This window comes from Metabacillus sp. B2-18 (assembly GCF_021117275.1).
Taxonomy (GTDB): domain Bacteria; phylum Bacillota; class Bacilli; order Bacillales; family Bacillaceae; genus Metabacillus.
In genome coordinates, this window is record NZ_CP088245.1 from 5,056,005 (window position 1) to 5,076,210 (window position 20,206).

17 protein-coding genes and 1 riboswitch are annotated in these 20,206 nt (G+C 36.5%); of the genes, 7 read left to right on the forward strand and 10 right to left on the reverse strand.

All coding sequences use genetic code 11. From position 1 onward, the window contains the following. Positions 1–60 precede the first annotated feature (60 nt). From LPC09_RS25165 to LPC09_RS25195, 7 genes are all read right to left on the reverse strand, one after another. Entirely contained in the window at positions 61–2,658 is a 2,598-nt protein-coding gene (locus LPC09_RS25165) for a lipocalin-like domain-containing protein (RefSeq protein WP_442920051.1), read from the reverse strand. Positions 2,659–3,531: 873 nt separating this feature from the next. Continuing rightward, positions 3,532–5,325 (reverse strand): ABC transporter ATP-binding protein, encoded by a 1,794-nt coding sequence (locus LPC09_RS25170; protein ID WP_231308706.1) that lies wholly within the window; start codon positions 5,323–5,325, stop codon positions 3,532–3,534. Next, positions 5,297–6,076 (reverse strand): MerR family transcriptional regulator, encoded by a 780-nt coding sequence (locus tag LPC09_RS25175; RefSeq protein WP_231308707.1) that lies wholly within the window; start codon positions 6,074–6,076, stop codon positions 5,297–5,299. The genes LPC09_RS25170 and LPC09_RS25175 overlap by 29 nt, the downstream gene beginning before the upstream one ends. A 273-nt stretch (positions 6,077–6,349) precedes the next feature. Further along, positions 6,350–7,285, reverse strand: a complete 936-nt coding sequence (gene mmuM / locus LPC09_RS25180; protein ID WP_231308708.1) for a homocysteine S-methyltransferase — start codon at positions 7,283–7,285, stop codon at positions 6,350–6,352. Between the two features lie 48 nt (positions 7,286–7,333). Further along, positions 7,334–8,071, reverse strand: coding sequence for an amino acid ABC transporter ATP-binding protein (locus tag LPC09_RS25185; protein ID WP_231308709.1), 738 nt, complete (start codon positions 8,069–8,071; stop codon positions 7,334–7,336). Further along, a complete protein-coding gene (locus LPC09_RS25190) occupies positions 8,068–8,790 on the reverse strand; it encodes an amino acid ABC transporter permease (protein ID WP_231308710.1) in 723 nt (240 codons plus the stop codon). Before LPC09_RS25190 ends, LPC09_RS25185 begins: the two co-directional genes overlap by 4 nt. Before the next feature lie 21 nt (positions 8,791–8,811). Continuing rightward, a complete protein-coding gene (locus LPC09_RS25195) occupies positions 8,812–9,630 on the reverse strand; it encodes a transporter substrate-binding domain-containing protein (RefSeq protein ID WP_231308711.1) in 819 nt (272 codons plus the stop codon). Positions 9,631–9,842: 212 nt separating this feature from the next. Beyond that, positions 9,843–9,947, reverse strand: a riboswitch (SAM riboswitch). Positions 9,948–10,127: 180 nt separating this feature from the next. Here LPC09_RS25195 and solA point away from each other — a divergent pair. The 6 genes from solA (at position 10,128) to LPC09_RS25225 (ending at position 16,389) form a co-directional block, all read left to right on the forward strand. Continuing rightward, on the forward strand, positions 10,128–11,270 hold the full coding sequence (solA, locus tag LPC09_RS25200) for an N-methyl-L-tryptophan oxidase (RefSeq protein WP_231308712.1): 1,143 nt from the start codon (positions 10,128–10,130) through the stop codon (positions 11,268–11,270). Between the two features lie 167 nt (positions 11,271–11,437). Further along, positions 11,438–12,235: a LysM peptidoglycan-binding domain-containing protein gene (locus tag LPC09_RS25205; protein WP_231308713.1), complete on the forward strand. Its 798-nt coding sequence runs from the start codon at positions 11,438–11,440 to the stop codon at positions 12,233–12,235. Positions 12,236–12,421: 186 nt separating this feature from the next. Continuing rightward, a complete protein-coding gene (locus LPC09_RS25210) occupies positions 12,422–13,495 on the forward strand; it encodes an iron-siderophore ABC transporter substrate-binding protein (protein ID WP_231308714.1) in 1,074 nt (357 codons plus the stop codon). A 1-nt stretch (position 13,496) separates the two neighbouring features. Beyond that, positions 13,497–14,531, forward strand: a complete 1,035-nt coding sequence (locus LPC09_RS25215; protein ID WP_231308715.1) for a FecCD family ABC transporter permease — start codon at positions 13,497–13,499, stop codon at positions 14,529–14,531. Then, the gene (locus LPC09_RS25220) at positions 14,528–15,559 is read left to right on the forward strand and encodes a FecCD family ABC transporter permease (RefSeq protein ID WP_231308716.1); all 1,032 of its coding nucleotides are present in this window, start codon (positions 14,528–14,530) and stop codon (positions 15,557–15,559) included. Before LPC09_RS25215 ends, LPC09_RS25220 begins: the two co-directional genes overlap by 4 nt. Further along, entirely contained in the window at positions 15,559–16,389 is an 831-nt protein-coding gene (locus tag LPC09_RS25225) for an ABC transporter ATP-binding protein (RefSeq protein ID WP_231308717.1), read from the forward strand. Before LPC09_RS25220 ends, LPC09_RS25225 begins: the two co-directional genes overlap by 1 nt. A 283-nt stretch (positions 16,390–16,672) precedes the next feature. Here LPC09_RS25225 and LPC09_RS25230 read toward each other — a convergent pair whose 3' ends face one another. From LPC09_RS25230 to LPC09_RS25240, 3 genes are all read right to left on the reverse strand, one after another. Continuing rightward, positions 16,673–17,134: a DNA-binding response regulator gene (locus LPC09_RS25230; protein ID WP_231308718.1), complete on the reverse strand. Its 462-nt coding sequence runs from the start codon at positions 17,132–17,134 to the stop codon at positions 16,673–16,675. Positions 17,135–17,182: 48 nt separating this feature from the next. After that, positions 17,183–17,335, reverse strand: coding sequence for a hypothetical protein (locus LPC09_RS25235; protein ID WP_231308719.1), 153 nt, complete (start codon positions 17,333–17,335; stop codon positions 17,183–17,185). Between the two features lie 69 nt (positions 17,336–17,404). Next, positions 17,405–17,566, reverse strand: a complete 162-nt coding sequence (locus tag LPC09_RS25240) for a hypothetical protein (protein WP_231308720.1) — start codon at positions 17,564–17,566, stop codon at positions 17,405–17,407. A gap of 649 nt (positions 17,567–18,215) precedes the next feature. On the opposite strand from LPC09_RS25240, the gene LPC09_RS25245 reads away from it, so the two are divergent. Continuing rightward, positions 18,216–19,769, forward strand: coding sequence for an ABC-F family ATP-binding cassette domain-containing protein (locus LPC09_RS25245; RefSeq protein WP_231308721.1), 1,554 nt, complete (start codon positions 18,216–18,218; stop codon positions 19,767–19,769). Positions 19,770–20,206 lie beyond the last annotated feature (437 nt).

Here is a 20,206-nt window from a genome sequence, read left to right on the forward strand (position 1 = left end):
ACTTTTTTTAAGTGTCTACTCTATAGGGTACATTTTAATTGACAGTCTCCTTTTACATTATTATTCAGTTACTACCCCGCCTGGATTTTGATAAAGAGCTCGCGCTTCATCTGCTGAAATTGCTAATCCATCATAAACACGAACTTCATCCATAAATCCTTTAAAAGGAGTATCCCAATAGTTAACACCTAAACCGAATACTGCGTCTATTGAATTAAATACATTCGGGAAATTTCCACCTGTAAATTTTTCTTCTCCATTAATATAAAATATAGCATTCCCTTCTTTAACAGTAAAAGCTAGGTGACTCCACTCTCCTACTGGAATAGTTGTATCTGTCACAGCATCAAACCATTGGTCACCGTTATGTGCCCAAACCATCGTATTGCCCCAACCTGTTTTCGGAACAACGCTAATCCAATTATTTGATGTTTCCGCTCCAAAGAAAGAGGTTGTAAATTCAGTAATTTGTTCAGGCTTTAACCACAAGGACACAGAATAAGTGTCACCTGTAATTAATCCATCACCTAAACGCAGCCCTGAATTGCCATCAAATTTTGCAGCTTTACCTGCAACACCCTCTGCAAAAGTAATTTGTCCACCACTATTATCTAATCGATTTCCTGTAACAGATGCATGTCGATTATTAACTGTTTGATCTTCTAGCGTATCATTAAAATTGTAATAACCTGATAAACCACCTTCTTCTTCTGCAAGCACTGTAACAGAGATCGTTAAAGTATCTGTAGCATCACCAGATTCGATAGTCGCAGTTAAATCTACTATTGCATCTTCAGAATCAGAGCTTGGGCGTGTTACCACTCCATCTGCAGAGATCACCTCAGGATTAGACGATTTCCAAGTGATTTTCGCTCCTCTTGTTGCTTCTTTTGCTAGTGCTAAGTTGCTAATGACTGTTGTAGGTAAACTTGTGCTCAACTCTTGTTTGATGGCTTGAACTAATTCTTCATCAGTAGATTCCTCAGAATAACTTCCCCAAATCACGACTCCCTCATCAGACATTGCACTAATCGTCATAACCCAGCTTTGTGATGTAGGATCGTATTGACGTATAAATACGCCATCATACGTACCTTCTCCATCGATCTTTAATTGCGCTCTATACTTACCGTATAGTTTCCATTTTCCAGTTACAGCACCTGAAATAGTTCCATTTTTATTTAATTTAATCCAGCTTGACTCTGTTAATTCATTAGTGATTTCTTTTCCATGATTAATATATTTATAGTCACCAATCACATCTTTTCTAAAAACCTTTTCAATTGTTTCACCGGCATAGCGATATGGTGTTGGCACTGGCCATTTATCTTTATTTTTAAATGTTTGATGTACACGAACCTCATGCATCTCCCCTTGTTGTGGGAAGCGAGTATGAGTAACGATAAATTCTTTTCCTAATTCTTTATCGATTAGATATGAGTTATGTCCTGGAGATAAGTAACCTGTACCGATTCCGGTACCTGCTTCACCAAGATCTCTTTTAAATAAAAAGTTACCAATCATTTTATTTCCAATATCTTTATGATCATCATTTCCCGGGAAGTTTCCTACTCCAAGATCAAATGATTCAGGAAAAACAGCCGAGTTTCCTTTGGCATCAACATAAGGTCCATCTGGATTTTTTGATCTAAATTGTCTCATTTGATAACCGCCATCTGACGCTAAACCACCGTATGTGATATATAAGTAATAATAGCCTGTTTCCTTATCATATACAGCATAAGTTCCTTCAGCAGATCTTCCATAGCCTGATGCTATTTTTGTTCCGAAATATCGATCAATCATTCTTCCATCTTTTGTTTTTCCATCCTTACCAGGATACTTTGGCAAGCCTGTTTTTTTATCTAATTCTAAAATAAATGTCCCACCAGACCAAGATCCGTAGGTCATGTATAAATCACCATTTTTCCCTTCAAGGATATTGGCATCAATTGCATTCGTGTAGAGCTTATTATTGTACGTACCAGTTTCTGTAAACCAATTTGGATTTACTTCGTCAATAACACCATCTTCAATAAGATCTGAAAGATTTGTATTCTCCCAATGCTTATTCACTTCACTGTTTCGATCATAGGCCTCCATATTAGTAAAACCAGAATACATTATCGTATCAACATATTTAAATGGCCCTTCAATATTTTTTGATACGGCTATTCCTATGGCAGATCTAATATAAGTAGAAGATACACTATAATACATCATGTAAGCACCTTTCGAGCCATCTTCATTTACATAATGTTTATTCCAATAAATATCAGGAGCCCAAACTGCAAAGCCACCTCTGCTATCCGCATCATCTTCTCCAGCCCATTGAAATGACTCTGCTAGGTTTGCTGACAAATCGCCATACACCTTATTATTTGGAGTTGTGTATCCATTCGTAAAATTATCCCAATTGATTAAATCTGTTGATTTAGCTGCATCAATATGTGAGCCATACACATAGTAAGTGCCCGTTTTAGGATCTTTAATGATAGACAGATCATGTACTGAAGCATTTCTAAATTCAAGTGATTCACTATTGCTTTCTTTTTCATAGCCGAGGGTACTACTTGGTATGACTAATAACAAAAATAAAAAAACAGATAAAAATCTTTTAAGATTATTTTTCACCTTTTCTCCTCCTTTGTTCTCCATACAAAGCTCAGTATTCATTAGTGAGTATAAAATTATTAAAAGCATATACTGCACCACAAACTATACGTACAAGTTATTTTATTATCTATTACTCAACCTTACAATACCTCCCTTTCATTTATTATTTGTACTTACAACTTAGTATATAAAACGCTTACATCTATAACAATAATACTTATCTACTAATTCTTACCTACTTCTTTCTTGAGAAAATTAGGTGAATATTTACATTTATCTTACAATCCCTACAAATTTTAATTAAATATAATAATGTATTAACTATAAAAAGCTCTTTACTCTACACACAATAGAATTATTGATTTGTTAAATAATTATCGAAAAATAATTTTACTAGTTAACCAGTACAGTAGGTCTAAAGTAACACATAAGACTTCATTGACGATTTGGTTTTTAATAAAAGTTAATCATAAAACCGCACCGTTTATGATGCAAACGGGTTCGGTTTCCGAATACAAAACCGAGAGTATAAATATGCGGAGTTTTTCCGGTTAAACTGAAAAATGAAACTCAGTTTGGGGATATAAGCGGAATTTTTCCGGTTTAGCACAGTAAAATGGTCCATTTGCCTCTTTTTCGATTAAATAGGCGAAATCTTTCCGTCTATTTAATCTATTTTTCATGCTATTTCCTCATTAAGAGGAATTTCTCCGCTTATTTCCTGACGATTCTTGAAGATTGGGAAAAGCTTAATCGGGTGCTTATCTTGGTATAAAAAATGCTTGGAGCATATATATCTCCAAGCATTTTTCTTTGCTGATTTACTTGCCAAATTGCTTTTTAATCTTAGTGTGAACTACTATATGAAAAGTAATGTAGCCGGTTATTATGATGCGGTAACCTTTTTACTTCTATTTAGTTATTAACAATGTGAGATGGAATCGTATGGTTCCCTACTTCTCCATTCTGAAGCTGCTGTTTTGCAAGTTTTCGATATAAATTATGATGTTCAACTAGCTCATGATGTGTGCCAACTCCTGTTATTCTTCCACCGTCTAACACAACGATTTGATCTGCGTCAACTACCGTTGAGATCCGATGTGCAATAACAAGTGTTGTTCTCCCCTTCATTAAATGCTGAAGAGCTTTTTGAACTAGGAGCTCTGAAGCACTGTCCAAGTTAGAAGTTGCTTCGTCTAATAAAAGAATCTTTGGACCACGTATTAAAGCTCGAGCAATCGCAATTCGTTGCCTTTGCCCACCAGATAATTTGATCCCTCGCTCCCCTACCTCGGTATTAAATCCTCCTGGAAGGCGGGAAATAAATTCTGAAGCATTGGCAAGTTCTGCTGCTGTTTTCATTTCTTCCTCAGAAACTTCTCTTTCCATACCGTATATAATATTTTCTCGAATTGTTCCTGACATCAATGGGCTTTCCTGAGATACATAGCTAAATTGACTACGCCATGATTTCAAATTAAAATCTTTTATATTTGTATTTCCAAATAAGATTTCCCCTGAGTTTGGAAGATAAAATCTTTCGAGTAAGGCAAATAATGTTGTTTTTCCACTTCCACTTGGACCAACAAATGCTGTTGTTTTTCCAGTAGGAATCGATAAAGTCATGTTGTTTAGAATAGAGTTGTCTTTTTTATATCCAAAGGTTACTCCTTTGAATTGGATATCTTGAGAAGGATTTGTTACATGAAGGTGTTCAGCATGTGATTCTTTATCAGAGGCCAAAATCTGCTGAACTCGCTCAGCTCCTCCCATCGCCTTTTGAAAGGCAGTAAAGAAGCCTGCCATTTGGCTAAAGGGGACAACAATTTGAAACATATAAATGATGATGGCAACCAGAGATCCGGCTGATAAAGCACCAGATGCGACACGAACACCACCATAGCCAATTAATAAGACGAGAACAAGCATCATCGTAAAAGACATTAAAGGAGTAATGATAGCAAGAATTCGCGCTTCCTTTAAGCCATATTGAAATAAATGATCGATGCGCTTATTTCCATTTGTTTGTTCTGTTGTTTCTGCTAGAAAGGCTTTAACAAGACGAATATCAGATAATACTCTCCCTAAGTTAGCAGAAAACCCTGCCATCTCATCTTGAGTTAGCTTGGAAACTTTATACATTTTTTGTCCAAGCGGCATGATGATCGCTATCGACACTGGAACAGCAATAAGCATAATTAATGTCATCTTCCAATCTATTATAATAAGAATGACAATAGAGCCAATGATCGTAATTAATCCAGTAATAAAGGTTATCAAATGCTGAGTAATTAACGTTTTAATTGTATTGGTATCCTGTGTAATCCGACTCATTGTATCTCCCGATTCATGTTGATCAAAATAAGGAATCGGAGAATGAAGCACATGCTGCCAAAGTCTTTTTCTAATAGAGGCGACAATAGATTCTCCTAAGTACGTCATAAAATAATAGGAAAAGCCAGATGAAACAGTTTGCACAACAAAAGCAAAACCTAACAAAAGGATAACTGATAATTCTAAGGCTGATTGTGAGAGCTGATCCACCAGTGACTTTGTAAATAAAGGAACAACTAGCCCAGCCCCTGTCTCGAGTAAGCTAAGAACAACAGCCACACATAATATTTTGACAGGTGGCTTTGAATCTTTAATTAAAAGCCAAAAAGTACGAACATGATCCGCTTTAGGAAGGTTCTTTTGTTCCGTTTCCATTCCTTACATTCACACCTTTCTTTTTTAAATAAACATCTAAAGCATTGGCCATCCATTCTTCCTCTTCAGTTGAGAATGGTGAATGAAACAGCCATGTATCATCTTCCACTTCTTTCTCTGAAATCTCTTGAACAAAACCAAGATCATCACCTGTTAAATCTTTCACAAGATACATCATTTCGTCAATCAATTCTTGAACTTGATTATCCTCTGGCCCAAGACTAGTTAGCTTTTTTAACTCCGTTGAAATTTCGACCCACTTTTTTTCTAATTTCAACTGTTTGCTCTCAGGCACACTATATATTTCATTTACTAATTCTTCATCTATATAACCTTTTAGCCACTCTTTCTGCTCATTTTCCATTTGAATCGTATTGATGAGTGTTATAAAGATAGATGGGTTAATTTCCTTATGATCTTCTACAATATGAAGAGCACGATCCAATGCCTTAATCACATTTTCAATTTGTTCCTTCTTTTGAATCATCTCTTTTCTTTGAAAAGAAAGAGTATCCTTCAAGTCCCACGTCTCTTTTTGGAAAAATTCTTTGATTTGTTCTAATGAATAACCCAAAAATTTGAGAGTAAGAATTCGTTGTAAAGTAACAAAATCTTTATTTGTATAATAGCGTCTTCCCTTTTCTGTTACATATGAGGGCTTTAAAAGACCAAGTTCATCATAATAGTGTAAAGTGCGGATTGTTGTTGCTGTTTTCTTAGAAAATTCACCAATTGAATATTTATCCTTCATGAAGAATACCTCCAATCAACCTTATAGAACAATCATATAACCTCACGTAACGTGAGAAGCAAGTAAAATGTAATACCTTTTTATATTTTCATAAAGTTTAATCCAGGAAGACTGATAAATACAGTTTCTTACTTACTTCCAAATAATACAAGTTACCATACTTGAAGACGATGATAGAATAATCTTTCAACAAAAAACTTCCCAACTGTAGCAGCTGGGAAGTTCTTTTGTTCATTATTATTCTAAAGCTTTTGAGTTAATATCTTTTCTTAGCTATTTTCTTGCCCATGCAGTTATTGCTTTTATATCCTCAGGCTTCGTTCTACAGCAACCACCTATAATCTTTGCACCTGCATCAAACCAGCGTTGAGTACTACAGGAAAATTGATTTGTAGAAGATGGTTTATCCCATGTTTTACTTGTTGCATCATATTCCTCACCTGAATTAGGATAAACAATAATAGGTTTAGAGGTTTCCCCCTTTATTTCTTTAATTAACGAGTTAATGAAGTTTGGAGATGAACAATTAATACCAATGGCAGCTACCTGCTCTTCCCCATCTAGCTCTTTTGCACAATCAGCAATGTTGTCTCCATTGCTAATATGTAGTTCATCTTTTGCACTAAAGCTGATCCAAGCATAGACCTCCGGAAATTCCTTTAGAACTCTAACGATTGCTTTTGCCTCTAAAAGACAAGGAATGGTTTCACAAGCGAGAATATCAGCACCCGCTTCTACCAAGATTTTCATTCTTTCTCTATGAAAAACCACCAATTCTTCTTCACTTAATGAATAATCCCCTCGATATTCGGAGCCATCTGCAAGAAATGCTCCATACGGCCCAACAGAAGCAGCCACTAGCGGCTTTGGCCGGTTTGAGGGCTGACTACCCTCCGCCCAAAACTCATCACGAGCCTCTGCTGCAAGTTGGACAGACTTTTTAATTAAATCAATTGCCTCTTCTTCGGATAAACCTCTTTCTTTATATCCTTCAACAGTGGCTTGGTAACTTGCTGTTATGGCACAATCTGCACCAGCTTTGAAATAATCTGTATGAACCTGCTTAATTAATTCTGGATTTTCTAATAAGATCTTAGCTGACCATAATCGATCATTCAAATTGCATCCATAATTCTCAAACTCAGTTGCCATAGCTCCATCAAGTATCATCATCGGGAAATCCCTTAAAATTTGTTCAATCGGGTTCATTCCATCCTTTTCCTTCCTACAGTAAAGCTACAAGAAGGAATCAAACCATTACTTCTTTAATACTTTACTTAAAAATTTCCTCGTTCTTTCAACACTAGGATTGCTGAAAATTTGCTCTGCTGTTCCTTCTTCAAGGATTATTCCATCTTCAATAAAAACAACCCGATCAGAAATCTCACGTGCAAAATTAAGTTCGTGTGTCACAATCAGCATTGTATTCCCTTCATTTGCAACAGCTTTTATCACTGATAAAACTTCATCAACTAACTCTGGGTCGAGAGAGGAAGTTGGTTCATCAAACAATAACACTTCCGGGTTTAATGCTAGCGCTCTAGCAATTCCCACCCTTTGCTGTTGTCCTCCTGAAAGCTGTGCTGGATAATGATTTAATCGATCTTTCAAGCCAACCTTTTCAAGGAGATCTTTTCCTACCTTACTAGCCTCAGCTGAATTCATGCGCTTCACACTGGTCAAGCCAATCATGACATTTTGTAGGACAGTTAAATTTTTAAATAAATTATACTGTTGAAAGACCATTCCTGTTGAAGTTCTTAGTGACAAAATATCAGCCTTACCTGCTGATGTAACATCTACTCGTTTATCATTTATCTCAACAACTCCACTTGAAGGAGTTTCAAGGAAATTTATGCAGCGTAATAAGGTTGATTTCCCTGATCCACTTGGTCCTAAAATAGAGACAACTTCTCCTTTCTTAATAGAAAGGTCAATCCCTTTTAACACATGCTGCTGATCAAAGTATTTATGGATATTTTCTAATTTAATCATGAGGCAATCCCTCTTTCATATCTCCGGACGCGTTTCTCTACTAAAACAAGTAATCTCTCAACAACGTTACATAAAATCCAGTAAATAATCGAAACAGCTATATACACTTCAAAAAAGGCCAGCCCGCGTGATCCCATAATTTTGGCTTGTCCCATAATATCAATAACGCCAATAATAAAAACAAGAGAAGTATCCTTTATCGTACTGATGAACATATTTCCCAGATTAGGAATTGCGACTGTTAAGGCCTGTGGAAAAATGATTTTAAGCATCATTTGCGTTGAACTCATCCCTATTGCTTTAGCAGCCTCAAACTGACCTCGATCAACTGATTGAATGGCTGATCTGATCGTTTCAGACAAATAGGCACCCAAATTAATTGAAAAGGCTAATAATGCATAAACCTCTGGAGCAATAATGTTCACGTCAAAATTTTGAAGCAAACCGTATTCATTTTGAACTAAATAAATCACTTTTGGTATCCCATAAAAAACAAGGTAAATCTGCACCAACAATGGTGTACCTCTAATAAAAGAAACGTAAAAAGAAGAAATGGTCTTTAAGACTGGAACTTGATAGATTTTTATAAGTGCTGTGGCAAGTCCAATAAATAAACTAATAATCAATGAGCCTACTGCAATGCCAATTGTAATTGGTAACCTTGCAACAATAGCAGGAAAGCTTTCTATTAAAAAACCAATATCTAATAAATTTTCCATTTTGAATTCCCTTCTTCAACCTTATTCAGGGATATATTCTCCACCAGTCCACTTTTTCGAAAGTTCAGCTAACGTTCCATCTTCTTTCAGTTGTTTAATAACAGGATCGACCAGTGCCTTTAATTCCTCACCCTGCTTCTCATCTTTAAATACAATCCCCATATCATCTTGAACGATAGGCTGTCCAACAATCTCTACATCAAGATTATATTTTTCCAAAACCGTGTTAATCATGATTGGATCATTAACATAGGCATCAATTCGTCCATTTTGTACATCTTGTAAAATCTCTGAAGGAGTACCACTTTCGCTATATTTTAGAATAATGTCATTTTCAGCTTTCTTATTATGTTCTTCTAGCAAGAGTGTATAAGAATCGCCAGCCAATGCTCCTACCTTTTTACCCTCTAAATCTTCTAATGACTTAATATCTGTTTCACCTGACTTCACAACAATTACGGTTTCTGCAGCAAAATAAGATTCATCTGTAAATAAATATTTCTCTTCACGTTCTGGTGTTTTTGCTATTTGATCTGCAACTGCCTGAATTTTATTTGACTCTAATGCAAGAAACATACTATCCCAAGGTGTAGCAACAAACTCAAACGTATAACCATCTAGCTTTTTATCAATTTCCTTCACTACGTCAATATCATATCCAGTAAGTTCATTGTTCTCATCAGCAAATGCAAAAGGTGGATAATCATTTTGTGTTCCAACTAAAATCACTTTATCCCCTGTTTCTTCTTTAGCAGCTTCTTTTGATGAACAACCACTGACTATTCCAGCTAAGCCTAATAGGGCAATCATTGGTACAAGTAAACGAGATTTTCTTTTCATATCATTGACTCCTTTTTTCATTATGATGTAAATATTAATTCTTACTAAATTTATAGGAATAATAGTGCTATTATAACGAATTGAATTGATATTGCAATGATTATTTTTAATTTTATGTAAATTTAGAATTATCTATATGGCAATTTAGTCTTCCCGGTTCTTTTATCAAACAAAAAAGCCTCCTTCAATCGAAAGAGGCTTTTTCTATCTAAACCTTATCTCTCAGAATGAAACACTCTGCAGGAATTAGCACCTTTCATAAAAATGATGGTTGCTGGACGTCGTCGGGCCTGTCCCTCAGTCTCTCGTGATAAGATATTCAGTTTTTAGTATAGTATGATATTATTTAATATTAAGACTATTGTCAAACAATTTTTTGCTAATATCCCATTTTTAGCAGATTACTATAAATTTAACCATCTAAAAGTCCAGGAATCTATTAAATTTTATTATTTTAAACTTAGTAACATTGATGAAAAGAATAGGAGGCAAGTAGCTTGAAAAAGAAACACATTTTTGACGTAGCAATCATTGGTGCAGGGACGATGGGAATGGCAGCTGGTGCCTTTTTAGCACAGCAGCAAGTAAAGACTGTGTTAATTGATGCCTTTGATCCGCCTCATAATCGCGGAAGCCACCATGGAGATACTCGAATGATTCGGCATGCCTATGGTGAAGGCAGACAATATGTAAGTTTAGTAAAACGTGCCCAACAATTATGGGAGGATTTAGAAGCCCAAACTGGCTATAAGATATTTGAAAAAACAGGTGTTATTGGACTCGGACCAAAAGACTCCACATTTCTACAGGAAACAATAGCTGCTGCAAACAAATACGAATTGCCATTAGAGGTACTTACTAGCAATGAGGTGAAAAAAAGATGGCCGGGATTTTCTGTTCCAGAACATTTTATTGGATGCTTTGAAGCAGAATCAGGGTTAATTTATAGTGAAAACGCTATTCAAGCCTACAAAGAAATTGCTATTCATCATGGAGCACAGCTTGAGACAAATACTCCTGTTCAGCAAATTGAAATAGATGGTAAATCTCTTGTCAAAATCATAACTGAAAATAAGGTATTTTGGGCTAAAAAGGTCATTGTTACAGTTGGTGCATGGGCCTCTAAACTGTTACCTGATTTAGCACTTCCTATTCAGCCAACTCGTAAAGCCTTCGGTTGGTTTGACGCACCTGCTAACCTGTATGATGTTGACAACTTCCCATCCTTTTATATAGAGGATAAGGAAAATATGTGTTATGGATTCCCAAGCATAGATGGAAAAGGTCTTAAAATTGGGAAATCAGATGGTGGACAAGATATTGATCCTAACAAGCATACTCAGAATTTTGGACAATTTGATACAGATGAAGACGAACTCCGTTTTTTCCTTAAAAACTACATGCCCGAAGCAAACGGATTACTAAATCACGGTAAAACTTGTTTATATACAATTTCAAGGGACAATCATTTTATCATCGATCACCTTCCTAAGCATGATCACATTATTTTGGCCTGTGGTTTCTCTGGACATGGTTTTAAATTCGCAAGCGTAATGGGAGAAGTATTAAGCGAATTAGCTATGAACGGAGAAAGCAAGTTTGATCTTTCAATATTTTCACTCGAGAGGTTTGGTTTGTAATTTTTTCGATCTAATGTGCCTGTTATGGAATAAATTTTAAGGATGATCTGAAGAGTAACTTCATAATATAACAAATTTATTTTACTATTTTTCTTTACTGATCATCCTTCCTCACGTTAACGAATATCATGAATATGAATAGCAAAACATTCATAGGAGTGATCGTTATGCCTGTCGTTGATGGTACTTCTTTTGTCTATACTGTTAAACAAGGAGACACCGTGTATTCCATAGCCTCGAGAATTGGAGGAACTGTTCCTCTCCTAGTAGAAGCAAATGCGATCTACCCTCCTGTTACAGATCCATATCTCATCTTTCCTGGTGAGGTATTAGTTATCTCAGCACCTGGTAATAGACAGGTAAATCACATTGTTAATGCTGGTGAAACACTAAATAGCATCGCTCAACGATATTCAACAAATGTAGATTTACTTCAAGGGATAAATACACAAATTGTTAACCCTAACGTTATTTATCAAAATCAAATTCTAAGCGTCCCTTCTCTTGTTTATTTAGTTGAAGAAGGAGATACATTAAACAAAATTGCCAAACGCTTTGGAATTTCTTTATCAACACTACTTGATGCGAATCGCCAGCGACCAGGTATCTCACCTGATGTTATTTATCCTGGATATCAACTTATTATCCCGCTTCCAACATCTAAAAATATTGTTATTTTTCAACCTTTACCCGGAACAGTCATTCGTGCTGGTCAGCAACTTTCAGGATTTGCCCGTGCCTTTGAAGGAGTCATTCTCTATCGTATTGTTGATGATAATGGTCAAATTGTAACCCAGGAATCACCGATCCAAACAACAGCAGGTGCCCCTGCATATGGATCCTTCTCCATTCCTATCACATTTAATCAGCAACCAACTGCTGGTTCTGGGGAATTATGGGTTTATACTCGAAGTCCACGGGATGGAAGGATTGAGGATTTGGTTCAGGTGCTTGTGAGGTTTTAGAAATCTTTATTGAAATATTAAATTGAAAAGACAGGTATGTTTCAGTACCTGTTTTTTTAATGATTCGACATTTATCGGGAAGTGCCAGGCACCACACAAGAACTGTTGACAACCTTTTAAATAGGATATATAGTTGTGATAATGATAATTATTATCAAATAAACTTATATTAAGGAAGGGTTTACAATGACGGCTAAACGTAATATTTCATTACTCTCAACATTATTAATTGCAATCCTTATGCTTGTATTAGTTGGTTGTTCAGGTGAGCAAGCAACTGAAAATACTGAATCAGAATCTAATGAGGGAACAAATACAGAAACAACGGAAACTGAAGAAGGAACAACTGAATATCCAATCGTGATTGAACACGCATTTGGTGAAACAACTATTGAAGAAAAACCTGAACGCGTTGCTACGATTGCATGGTCAAACCATGACGTTGCTCTTGCTCTTGATGTTGTGCCTGTAGGTTTCTCAGCTGCAAACTATGGTGTTCAAGATGATAGCGGTATGTTACCTTGGACTTCAGAAAAGTTAAAAGAACTTAATGCCGAAACGCCAACTATCTTTCAAGATACTGATGGTTTAGATTTTGAAGCAATTGCAGATGTTAATCCAGATGTTATTCTTGCAGCATACTCTGGTATTACTCAAGAAGAATATGATACATTAAGTGAAATCGCTCCAGTTGTTGCCTATCAAACGAGCCCTTGGGTAGCTTCATGGCGTGAACAAGTTACATTCAATGCTATGGGTATGGGAATGGAAGAAGAAGGTAAACAACTTATTGCCGACACAGAGAAATTAATTGAAGAAAAAGCTAGTGAGCATGCTGAAATTAAAGGGAAAAAGGCTGCATTTGTAAGTATTAGTGCCGAAGATTTATCTAAGTTCTACATCTACTCACCAGGAGATCCACGTGGTGCATTCCTTACTGAGCTAGGAATGGAATATCCTGAAAGTATTACAAGTCAAATAACTGATCCTAATAGTTTTTATATAGAAGTAAGTGCTGAAAATGCCGACATGCTTAACGATGCTGAAATTTTAGTATCATATGGTGATGAAAATACCCTTGCAGCTTTACAGGCTGATCCAATCCTTGGAAAAGTCCCAGCGATCGAGAGAGGTTCTGTTGTTATTATTGGAGATAACACTCCACTTGCTGCAGCAGGTACTCCAAGCCCACTTTCAATTGAGTACTCAATTGATGAGTATTTAACATTACTCTCAGAAGCTGTAAGCAAAGTGAAATAAAATGGATCATACATCCGTTTCAGAAAATAAGCAGTTACTTATACCGAAAAATTTTATAAAAGTACTTATACTTTCTATTGTTTTACTCGGTATATGTGTATTGGCTTCTCTAGCCTTTGGATCTCGTATAGTTGGATGGAATGAGCTGATTGATGGCTTATTCCATCCTGATGTGGATTCTCATGGAGCAAATGTTGTTCGCCAAAGAATTGCTAGAACAGTATTTAGTTTTATGTGTGGTGCTGCATTGGGAGTTTCTGGTGCTCTTATGCAATCGGTTACTCGTAATCCTATTGCAGACCCTAGCATATTGGGAGTTAACACAGGGGCAGCACTATTCGTTGTTTGTGGAATCTCTTTTTTAAATATTAGCAGTGCTAGTCAATATATTTGGCTTGCATTAGCAGGTGCAATTCTAACTGCCATTTTTGTATTCGGAATTGGTTCAATGGGGAGTGGCGGAGCCACGCCCCTTAAACTCGTTTTAGCAGGTGCTGCTACAAGTGCTGCATTATCCTCTCTTGTAATGGCCATTATGATTCCTCGCTCAAACGTTATGGATCAATTTAGATTTTGGCAGGTTGGTAGTGTCGGCGCAGGAAATTGGAGCTCAATCTCTCTTTTTATTCCTTTTCTTATTGTTGGAATCCTAATAGCCATCTTTACTGCTCCAGCACTAAATGCATTAGCATTAGGTGATGAAGCTGCTACTGGTTTAGGTGTACGTACAGGAACACTTAGGCTTATCGCTGCCTTTGGTGGAGTACTATTGTGCGGTGTGGCAACAGCACTTGCAGGTCCTATCGGCTTTATTGGTTTATTAGCAACACATGTGATTCGACTCATGATTGGTCCTGATTTGCGATATGTTATTCCAATGTCAGCTCTTTCAGGTGCCATTATCCTAACAATATCAGATGTTTTCGGTCGAATTTTAGGAAGTCCTGGTGAGCTTGAAGTTGGTGTTGTTACAGCATTTATTGGGGCTCCTATCTTAATCTTAATAACTATGAAAGCGAAAATGCGTGCACTATGATGAATGAATCAATGAATCTTATTATGATAGGTAGAATAAAAAGACGTCGTCGTTTTGTCCTTGTCACTTCTTTACTCGCAATCATTGCCTTTGCACTTTGCTGCACAATGCTTATGCTAGGAAACACCATTTATCCTGTTTCAGATGTCATAAGTGTCCTACTAGGTGAGAAAGTAAAAGGTGCATCATTTGCAGTAGGAACAATACGTTTTCCAAGAATGGTTGCAGGTGTTTTTGCTGGATTTGCTTTTGGTGTTGCTGGATATGTTTTTCAAACGATGCTTCGTAACCCCCTAGCAAATCCTAATGTCATCGGAATAACAGCTGGTTCAAGTGCTGCTGCTGTTTTTTGTATCATTGTTCTTCATGCAAGTAATACCTTTGTTTCCATTGCTTCTATTATTGGTGGACTTGCTACAGTAATCGTTATTTTTCTCTTATCAAAAGGTACTTCTTTTTCAATTGGTAGATTAATATTAATAGGAATTGGTATTCAAGCCATGCTAAATGCTGTTGTATCTTACTTATTGCTGATTGGTCAGCAGCATGATCTTCCAACTGCAATGAGATGGCTAAGTGGTAGTCTAAATGGTGCTAAAATGGAGGAACTGTACCCTCTTATGATCACAGTTCTTATCTTTGCCCCAATTATTATCGCGTTCGGAAAACGATTAGATATGTTAGAACTTGGGGAGCAAGCTGCAACTTCACTTGGAGTTGATACAAATAAGACACGTTTTGTACTTATTATCAGTTCGGTGCTTATTATTTCGTTAGCTACCGCTACAACGGGACCTATCGCCTTTATTGCGTTCCTTTCTGGACCTATCGCAAAAAGACTAGTTGGTGTTGGATTTTCAGGTGTGATCCCAGCAGGTCTTGTTGGCATCATTTTAGTTTTAGCATCAGATCTTATAGGACAATTCGCATTTGTTGCTAGATACCCTGTTGGTGTGATTACAGGCATACTTGGAGCACCATACTTGATCTACTTGCTAATCCGAATGAATCGGAAGGGAGATTTATAATGAAACCAACACATGCTTTTCAAGCTGAAGGAATCACAGCTGGATACGATAATAAAACGATTTTACATGATGTAAGTATTAGCATTCCAAGCAATAAAATAAGCATTATTATCGGTGCAAACGGTTGTGGTAAGTCTACCCTACTTAAAACAATGGCTAGACTTATTAAACCTACTTCCGGCCAAGTTACCTTAGGTGGAAAATCAATTCATAGCATTCCACCAAAACAGTTAGCCCGTGTATTAGGATTACTTCCACAATCACCTATTGTCCCCGAAGGAATTACCGTTTCAGACTTAGTTGGACGAGGCAGATTTCCACACCAGTCATTTTTAAAGGGCTGGACAAAAAAAGATTATGAAGCAGTTGCTGAAGCAATGGAAATGATGAAAATCACTGAATTTGCAGATCGACATATTGATGAACTTTCAGGTGGTCAAAGGCAGCGTGTATGGATTGCCATGGCTCTAGCACAACAAACAGACATCCTGTTTCTTGATGAACCAACAACCTATTTAGACATCACCTATCAAGTTGAAATTCTCGACCTGCTAACAGACCTTAACCAAAAATACGGAACAACCATTGTCATGGTTCTTCATGATATCAACCTGTCCGCACGATATGCAGACCATATTTTTGCTCTTTATAAAGGAAAGCTAGTTGCAGAGGGTGCACCAAAAGAGGTTATTACAAGTGAATTGATTGAGGATATTTTTGGGTTACATTGTACTGTTGTGGAGGATCCGGTTTCTGGTTCTCCTTCGGTGGTGCCGATTGGGCGGCATCATGTGAAAAATATAGCTAATAAGGAATTGACTTTTAGTTAAAGAGTTGTAGCGATGTTCTTTATAGGTTGCGGATAGTCCTTTATGAGGGGTTGTCCGCAACCTTTTTGTTGTAGTTAGTAATAAAAATAAGTAAAATAAGCGGAAATTCTCCGGTTAAATCAAGCAATGAGCTTGTTTTGAAGAATATAAGGGGAAATTTCCCGTTTATTCAAACTAAAATTCGCTATTTTCATACATTTTGGGTTAATAATCGGAGTATCTCCGTCTATTTAAGCTATTTTTCATATAAATAGCAATTTAAGCGGAATTTTTCCGTCTGTTATTAAATCAGGTGCTTAACTTGATTCCCCAACCTATAAGAACGAACCCTTGTAACTCCAGATGCGGGAATCAGCACCTTTTTATCGACTAGTTGAGAAAGGACTTTTTTTACCGTCTTGTCACTTAGCTTCAAATGATTCTGCAATTCTATTGGGAAAATGGCTTCTCCTTTTCGAATGGCAAACCGTAGTACTTCCTTCTCAACAAAGGACAGAGAGATCTGGTCCAGATCTTCACCTAGCCAACGGCCAACCACTTGCTGAATAACCTGCTGACATCGTCGTGGTTTCTCTTTAACTTGGTCATAAGAAAAGCGGATCACGGTCCATCCGTCAATCACCAACTGATTTTGACGTTCTAGATTGTCAGAAAATTTCCATCTGCTTATATTCCTTAAGTGAGGGCCATACCCGTCGACCTCGAAACAAATCCGGATGGCTGGACGAATATAAGCAAAATCCAAATATCTATTGTCTTCCTTGAAATCATTAACCTCATACTCTGGATGTAGCTATTGAAAATGATAAAATGAGGGCCACCACACTTGTTCCAAAAACAATTTTTCAGCTTGGTTGTGGCCTTCTTGTAATCGTCGTAATCTTTCTCCGGTTCTTGCTTGTAAGTGAGCATTCATAAAGACCTGATAATCTTCTTCAAATCCCAATGCACCTTCCTCCTACCCAATAAATCCTCCATCCTCAACTCTTCTTCAAATTATCTTCAAAGACTAATGCTATTCCTCAATCGGAATCATAAAGTCATAGTCAGAAGCCCCATACTTCGCAAACATCCTTTCACAATATTCTTCAAACGACAAATAGAAATTTTCAGGCGGGAATTCAAATGCAGAACGCCCACAACATAAGCATTTAACAGCATACATATTTGATGCCACGAAACAATCATCTCCTTTATATATTTAAGTATTTTAAAAATTAGCTGGTATAAATGTGAAGTAAAAAAATAAGAAATGTAATTTTGAAGAAAGTATAAGGTAAGTTAAAAATTATAATGATAAACTTTAACAGGAAAGATAGAAGATTTTATTGCAGAAGAATCTGAGGATAGAGTCAATTATAGTTTAAAAGGTTCCCTAAATTTGTCAATTGTTTTATCTTATATTTCTTAATTAAAGTTAATTTACTTATGGTAGATACTTCTGCATTTGTTAAGGCTTTATTTTTAAAAAAGATCGTAAAAAACGGTAAGACACAATTATTCTCCTCAAACTCTATATCCAAAACCAGACCTACTCCCTCATAACGAACGTCCTTGTAAGTTCCCAATTTGGAAAGGAAGCAGTTGTGCCATCCCTTTGCTGTCCAAGGAAATAAATGGGGTGTTGATAAGTCCTGCATGTTTATTTAGAATCTAAGTTTAGAGCTCAAATAACTTTCATTCAATACCCTCATTTAAGAAGGGACTAACTTCAATTAAAGCGAAAATCGAATTACATTTTGCAAATTGTAATAAATTCATGATAGAAAATCTAGTCAGAATTTAGTAAGATATCCACATGTGATATTAGATAAGGGGTTAAAAAAATGAGCGTATTAAATGTACAAAAGTTAAGTCATGGTTTCGGTGATCGTGCAATTTTTAATGATGTGTCTTTTCGACTTTTAAAAGGCGAACACGTTGGACTAGTTGGTGCTAATGGTGAGGGTAAATCTACCTTCATGAACATTGTTACTGGGAAGTTGCAACCCGACGAAGGGAAAGTGGAGTGGTCACGAAAAGTTCGTGTTGGTTATTTAGATCAGCATGCTATACTTCAAAAAGGCACTACAATGCGTGATGCTTTAAGTACTGCTTTTCAATATCTTTTTGATGCTGAATCAGAGATTAATGCACTTTATGCAAAAATGGGTGAAGAAGGTGCGGATATCGATGCATTACTTGCAGAAGTTGGAGAGCTACAAGAAACGTTAGATAGTAATGATTTCTATCAAATCAATTCAAAAGTTGAGGAAGTTGCTCGTGGTCTGGGATTAGATGATGTTGGACTTGATAGAGATGTAAATGATCTTAGCGGTGGGCAACGTACGAAAGTTTTGCTAGCTAAGCTTTTGTTAGAAAAACCTGAAATCCTATTACTAGACGAGCCTACGAACTATTTAGATGAACAGCATATCGAATGGTTAAAGCGATATTTACAGGAATATGAGAATGCATTTATCTTAATTTCACATGATATTCCATTCTTGAACAATGTTGTTAACTTGATCTATCACATGGAAAATCAAGAGTTGAACCGCTATGTTGGTGACTATGATAACTTCTTGAAAATATATGAAATGAAAAAGCAACAGCTAGAGTCTGCTTACAAGCGTCAACAACAAGAAATTGCTGATTTAAAGGATTTCGTTGCTCGTAACAAGGCAAGTGTTGCGACTCGTAATATGGCGATGTCTCGTCAAAAGAAGCTCGACAAAATGGAAGTTATTGAATTGGGGAAAGAGAAACCAAAACCTGAGTTTCATTTCAAAGAAGCTCGCACAGCTAGTCGCTGGATTTTCGAGACTAAAGATCTTGTTATTGGTTACAATGAACCACTTTCTCGTCCTCTAAATCTGAAAATGGAACGCGGGCAAAAAATTGCTTTCGTTGGTGCAAACGGTATCGGGAAGTCTACCCTGTTAAAAAGTATTCTTGGGTTGATAAATCCGATTTCGGGTGAAGTGGAACGCGGTGAGCATCAACATATCGGGTACTTCGAGCAGGAAGTTAAACAATCTAACTACAACACTTGTATTGAAGAAATTTGGAGCACGTTCCCAAGCATGAATCAGGCTGAAGTCCGTGCTGCTCTTGCAAAATGTGGATTAACAACGAAACATATTGAAAGTAAAGTCGAAGTCCTTTCAGGTGGCGAAAAAGCCAAAGTTAGATTGTGTAAAATTCTTAACACAGAAACGAATTTATTAATTCTAGATGAACCTACCAATCACTTAGATGTAGATGCAAAAGAAGAATTGAAGCGTGCTCTAAAGGAATATCGCGGAAGTATCTTAATGGTATCACACGAACCTGATTTCTATCGTGAAATTGCGACTGATATTTGGAATTGTGAGGATTGGACTACAAAAGTATTCTAAAAATACAGATTAAGGGTACCTCAGTAAAATCTGGGGTACCCTTTTCTATCTATACTCGTAATGGGTTAGCCACACATTCAATGTGGCTTGTGTGTGGTTAGTCACTACTTTTAATGGAAGGTATTTTAAGATTTTCTAACTTAACTAATTACATTAAATCAGCGCTATTAGTACATGCCAGAATGTATATGATTTTATTAAAAGGAGATTGTTGAAGCATATATGTACATACTGCTATCAGTGATCACATCAACGATACTGGCAACGGATATTAATGGTAAAAATGCTGTCATATCAACAATTAACAAAAAAGTATCAGATGTTTAAGGCTACTCTGATACGTTTTCATTTCATAGAATGTTATCACGGCTATATATAGGATTAGTCAAAAGCCTTTCAAGAATTGTTTTTCTATCCTTTATCTGATGAGAGATAGC

Excerpts from the sequence above, each read along its gene's own strand:
- LPC09_RS25165 (WP_442920051.1), bottom strand. The coding sequence starts at position 2,658 with ATGGAGAACAAAGGAGGAGAAAAGGTGAAAAATAATCTTAAAAGATTT.
- LPC09_RS25170 (WP_231308706.1), bottom strand. The coding sequence starts at position 5,325 with ATGGAAACGGAACAAAAGAACCTTCCTAAAGCGGATCATGTTCGTACT.
- LPC09_RS25175 (WP_231308707.1), bottom strand. The coding sequence starts at position 6,076 with ATGAAGGATAAATATTCAATTGGTGAATTTTCTAAGAAAACAGCAACA.
- mmuM (WP_231308708.1), bottom strand. The coding sequence starts at position 7,285 with ATGAACCCGATTGAACAAATTTTAAGGGATTTCCCGATGATGATACTT.
- LPC09_RS25185 (WP_231308709.1), bottom strand. The coding sequence starts at position 8,071 with ATGATTAAATTAGAAAATATCCATAAATACTTTGATCAGCAGCATGTG.
- LPC09_RS25190 (WP_231308710.1), bottom strand. The coding sequence starts at position 8,790 with ATGGAAAATTTATTAGATATTGGTTTTTTAATAGAAAGCTTTCCTGCT.
- LPC09_RS25195 (WP_231308711.1), bottom strand. The coding sequence starts at position 9,630 with ATGAAAAGAAAATCTCGTTTACTTGTACCAATGATTGCCCTATTAGGC.
- LPC09_RS25205 (WP_231308713.1), top strand. The coding sequence starts at position 11,438 with ATGCCTGTCGTTGATGGTACTTCTTTTGTCTATACTGTTAAACAAGGA.
- LPC09_RS25210 (WP_231308714.1), top strand. The coding sequence starts at position 12,422 with ATGACGGCTAAACGTAATATTTCATTACTCTCAACATTATTAATTGCA.
- LPC09_RS25215 (WP_231308715.1), top strand. The coding sequence starts at position 13,497 with ATGGATCATACATCCGTTTCAGAAAATAAGCAGTTACTTATACCGAAA.
- LPC09_RS25220 (WP_231308716.1), top strand. The coding sequence starts at position 14,528 with ATGATGAATGAATCAATGAATCTTATTATGATAGGTAGAATAAAAAGA.
- LPC09_RS25225 (WP_231308717.1), top strand. The coding sequence starts at position 15,559 with ATGAAACCAACACATGCTTTTCAAGCTGAAGGAATCACAGCTGGATAC.
- LPC09_RS25245 (WP_231308721.1), top strand. The coding sequence starts at position 18,216 with ATGAGCGTATTAAATGTACAAAAGTTAAGTCATGGTTTCGGTGATCGT.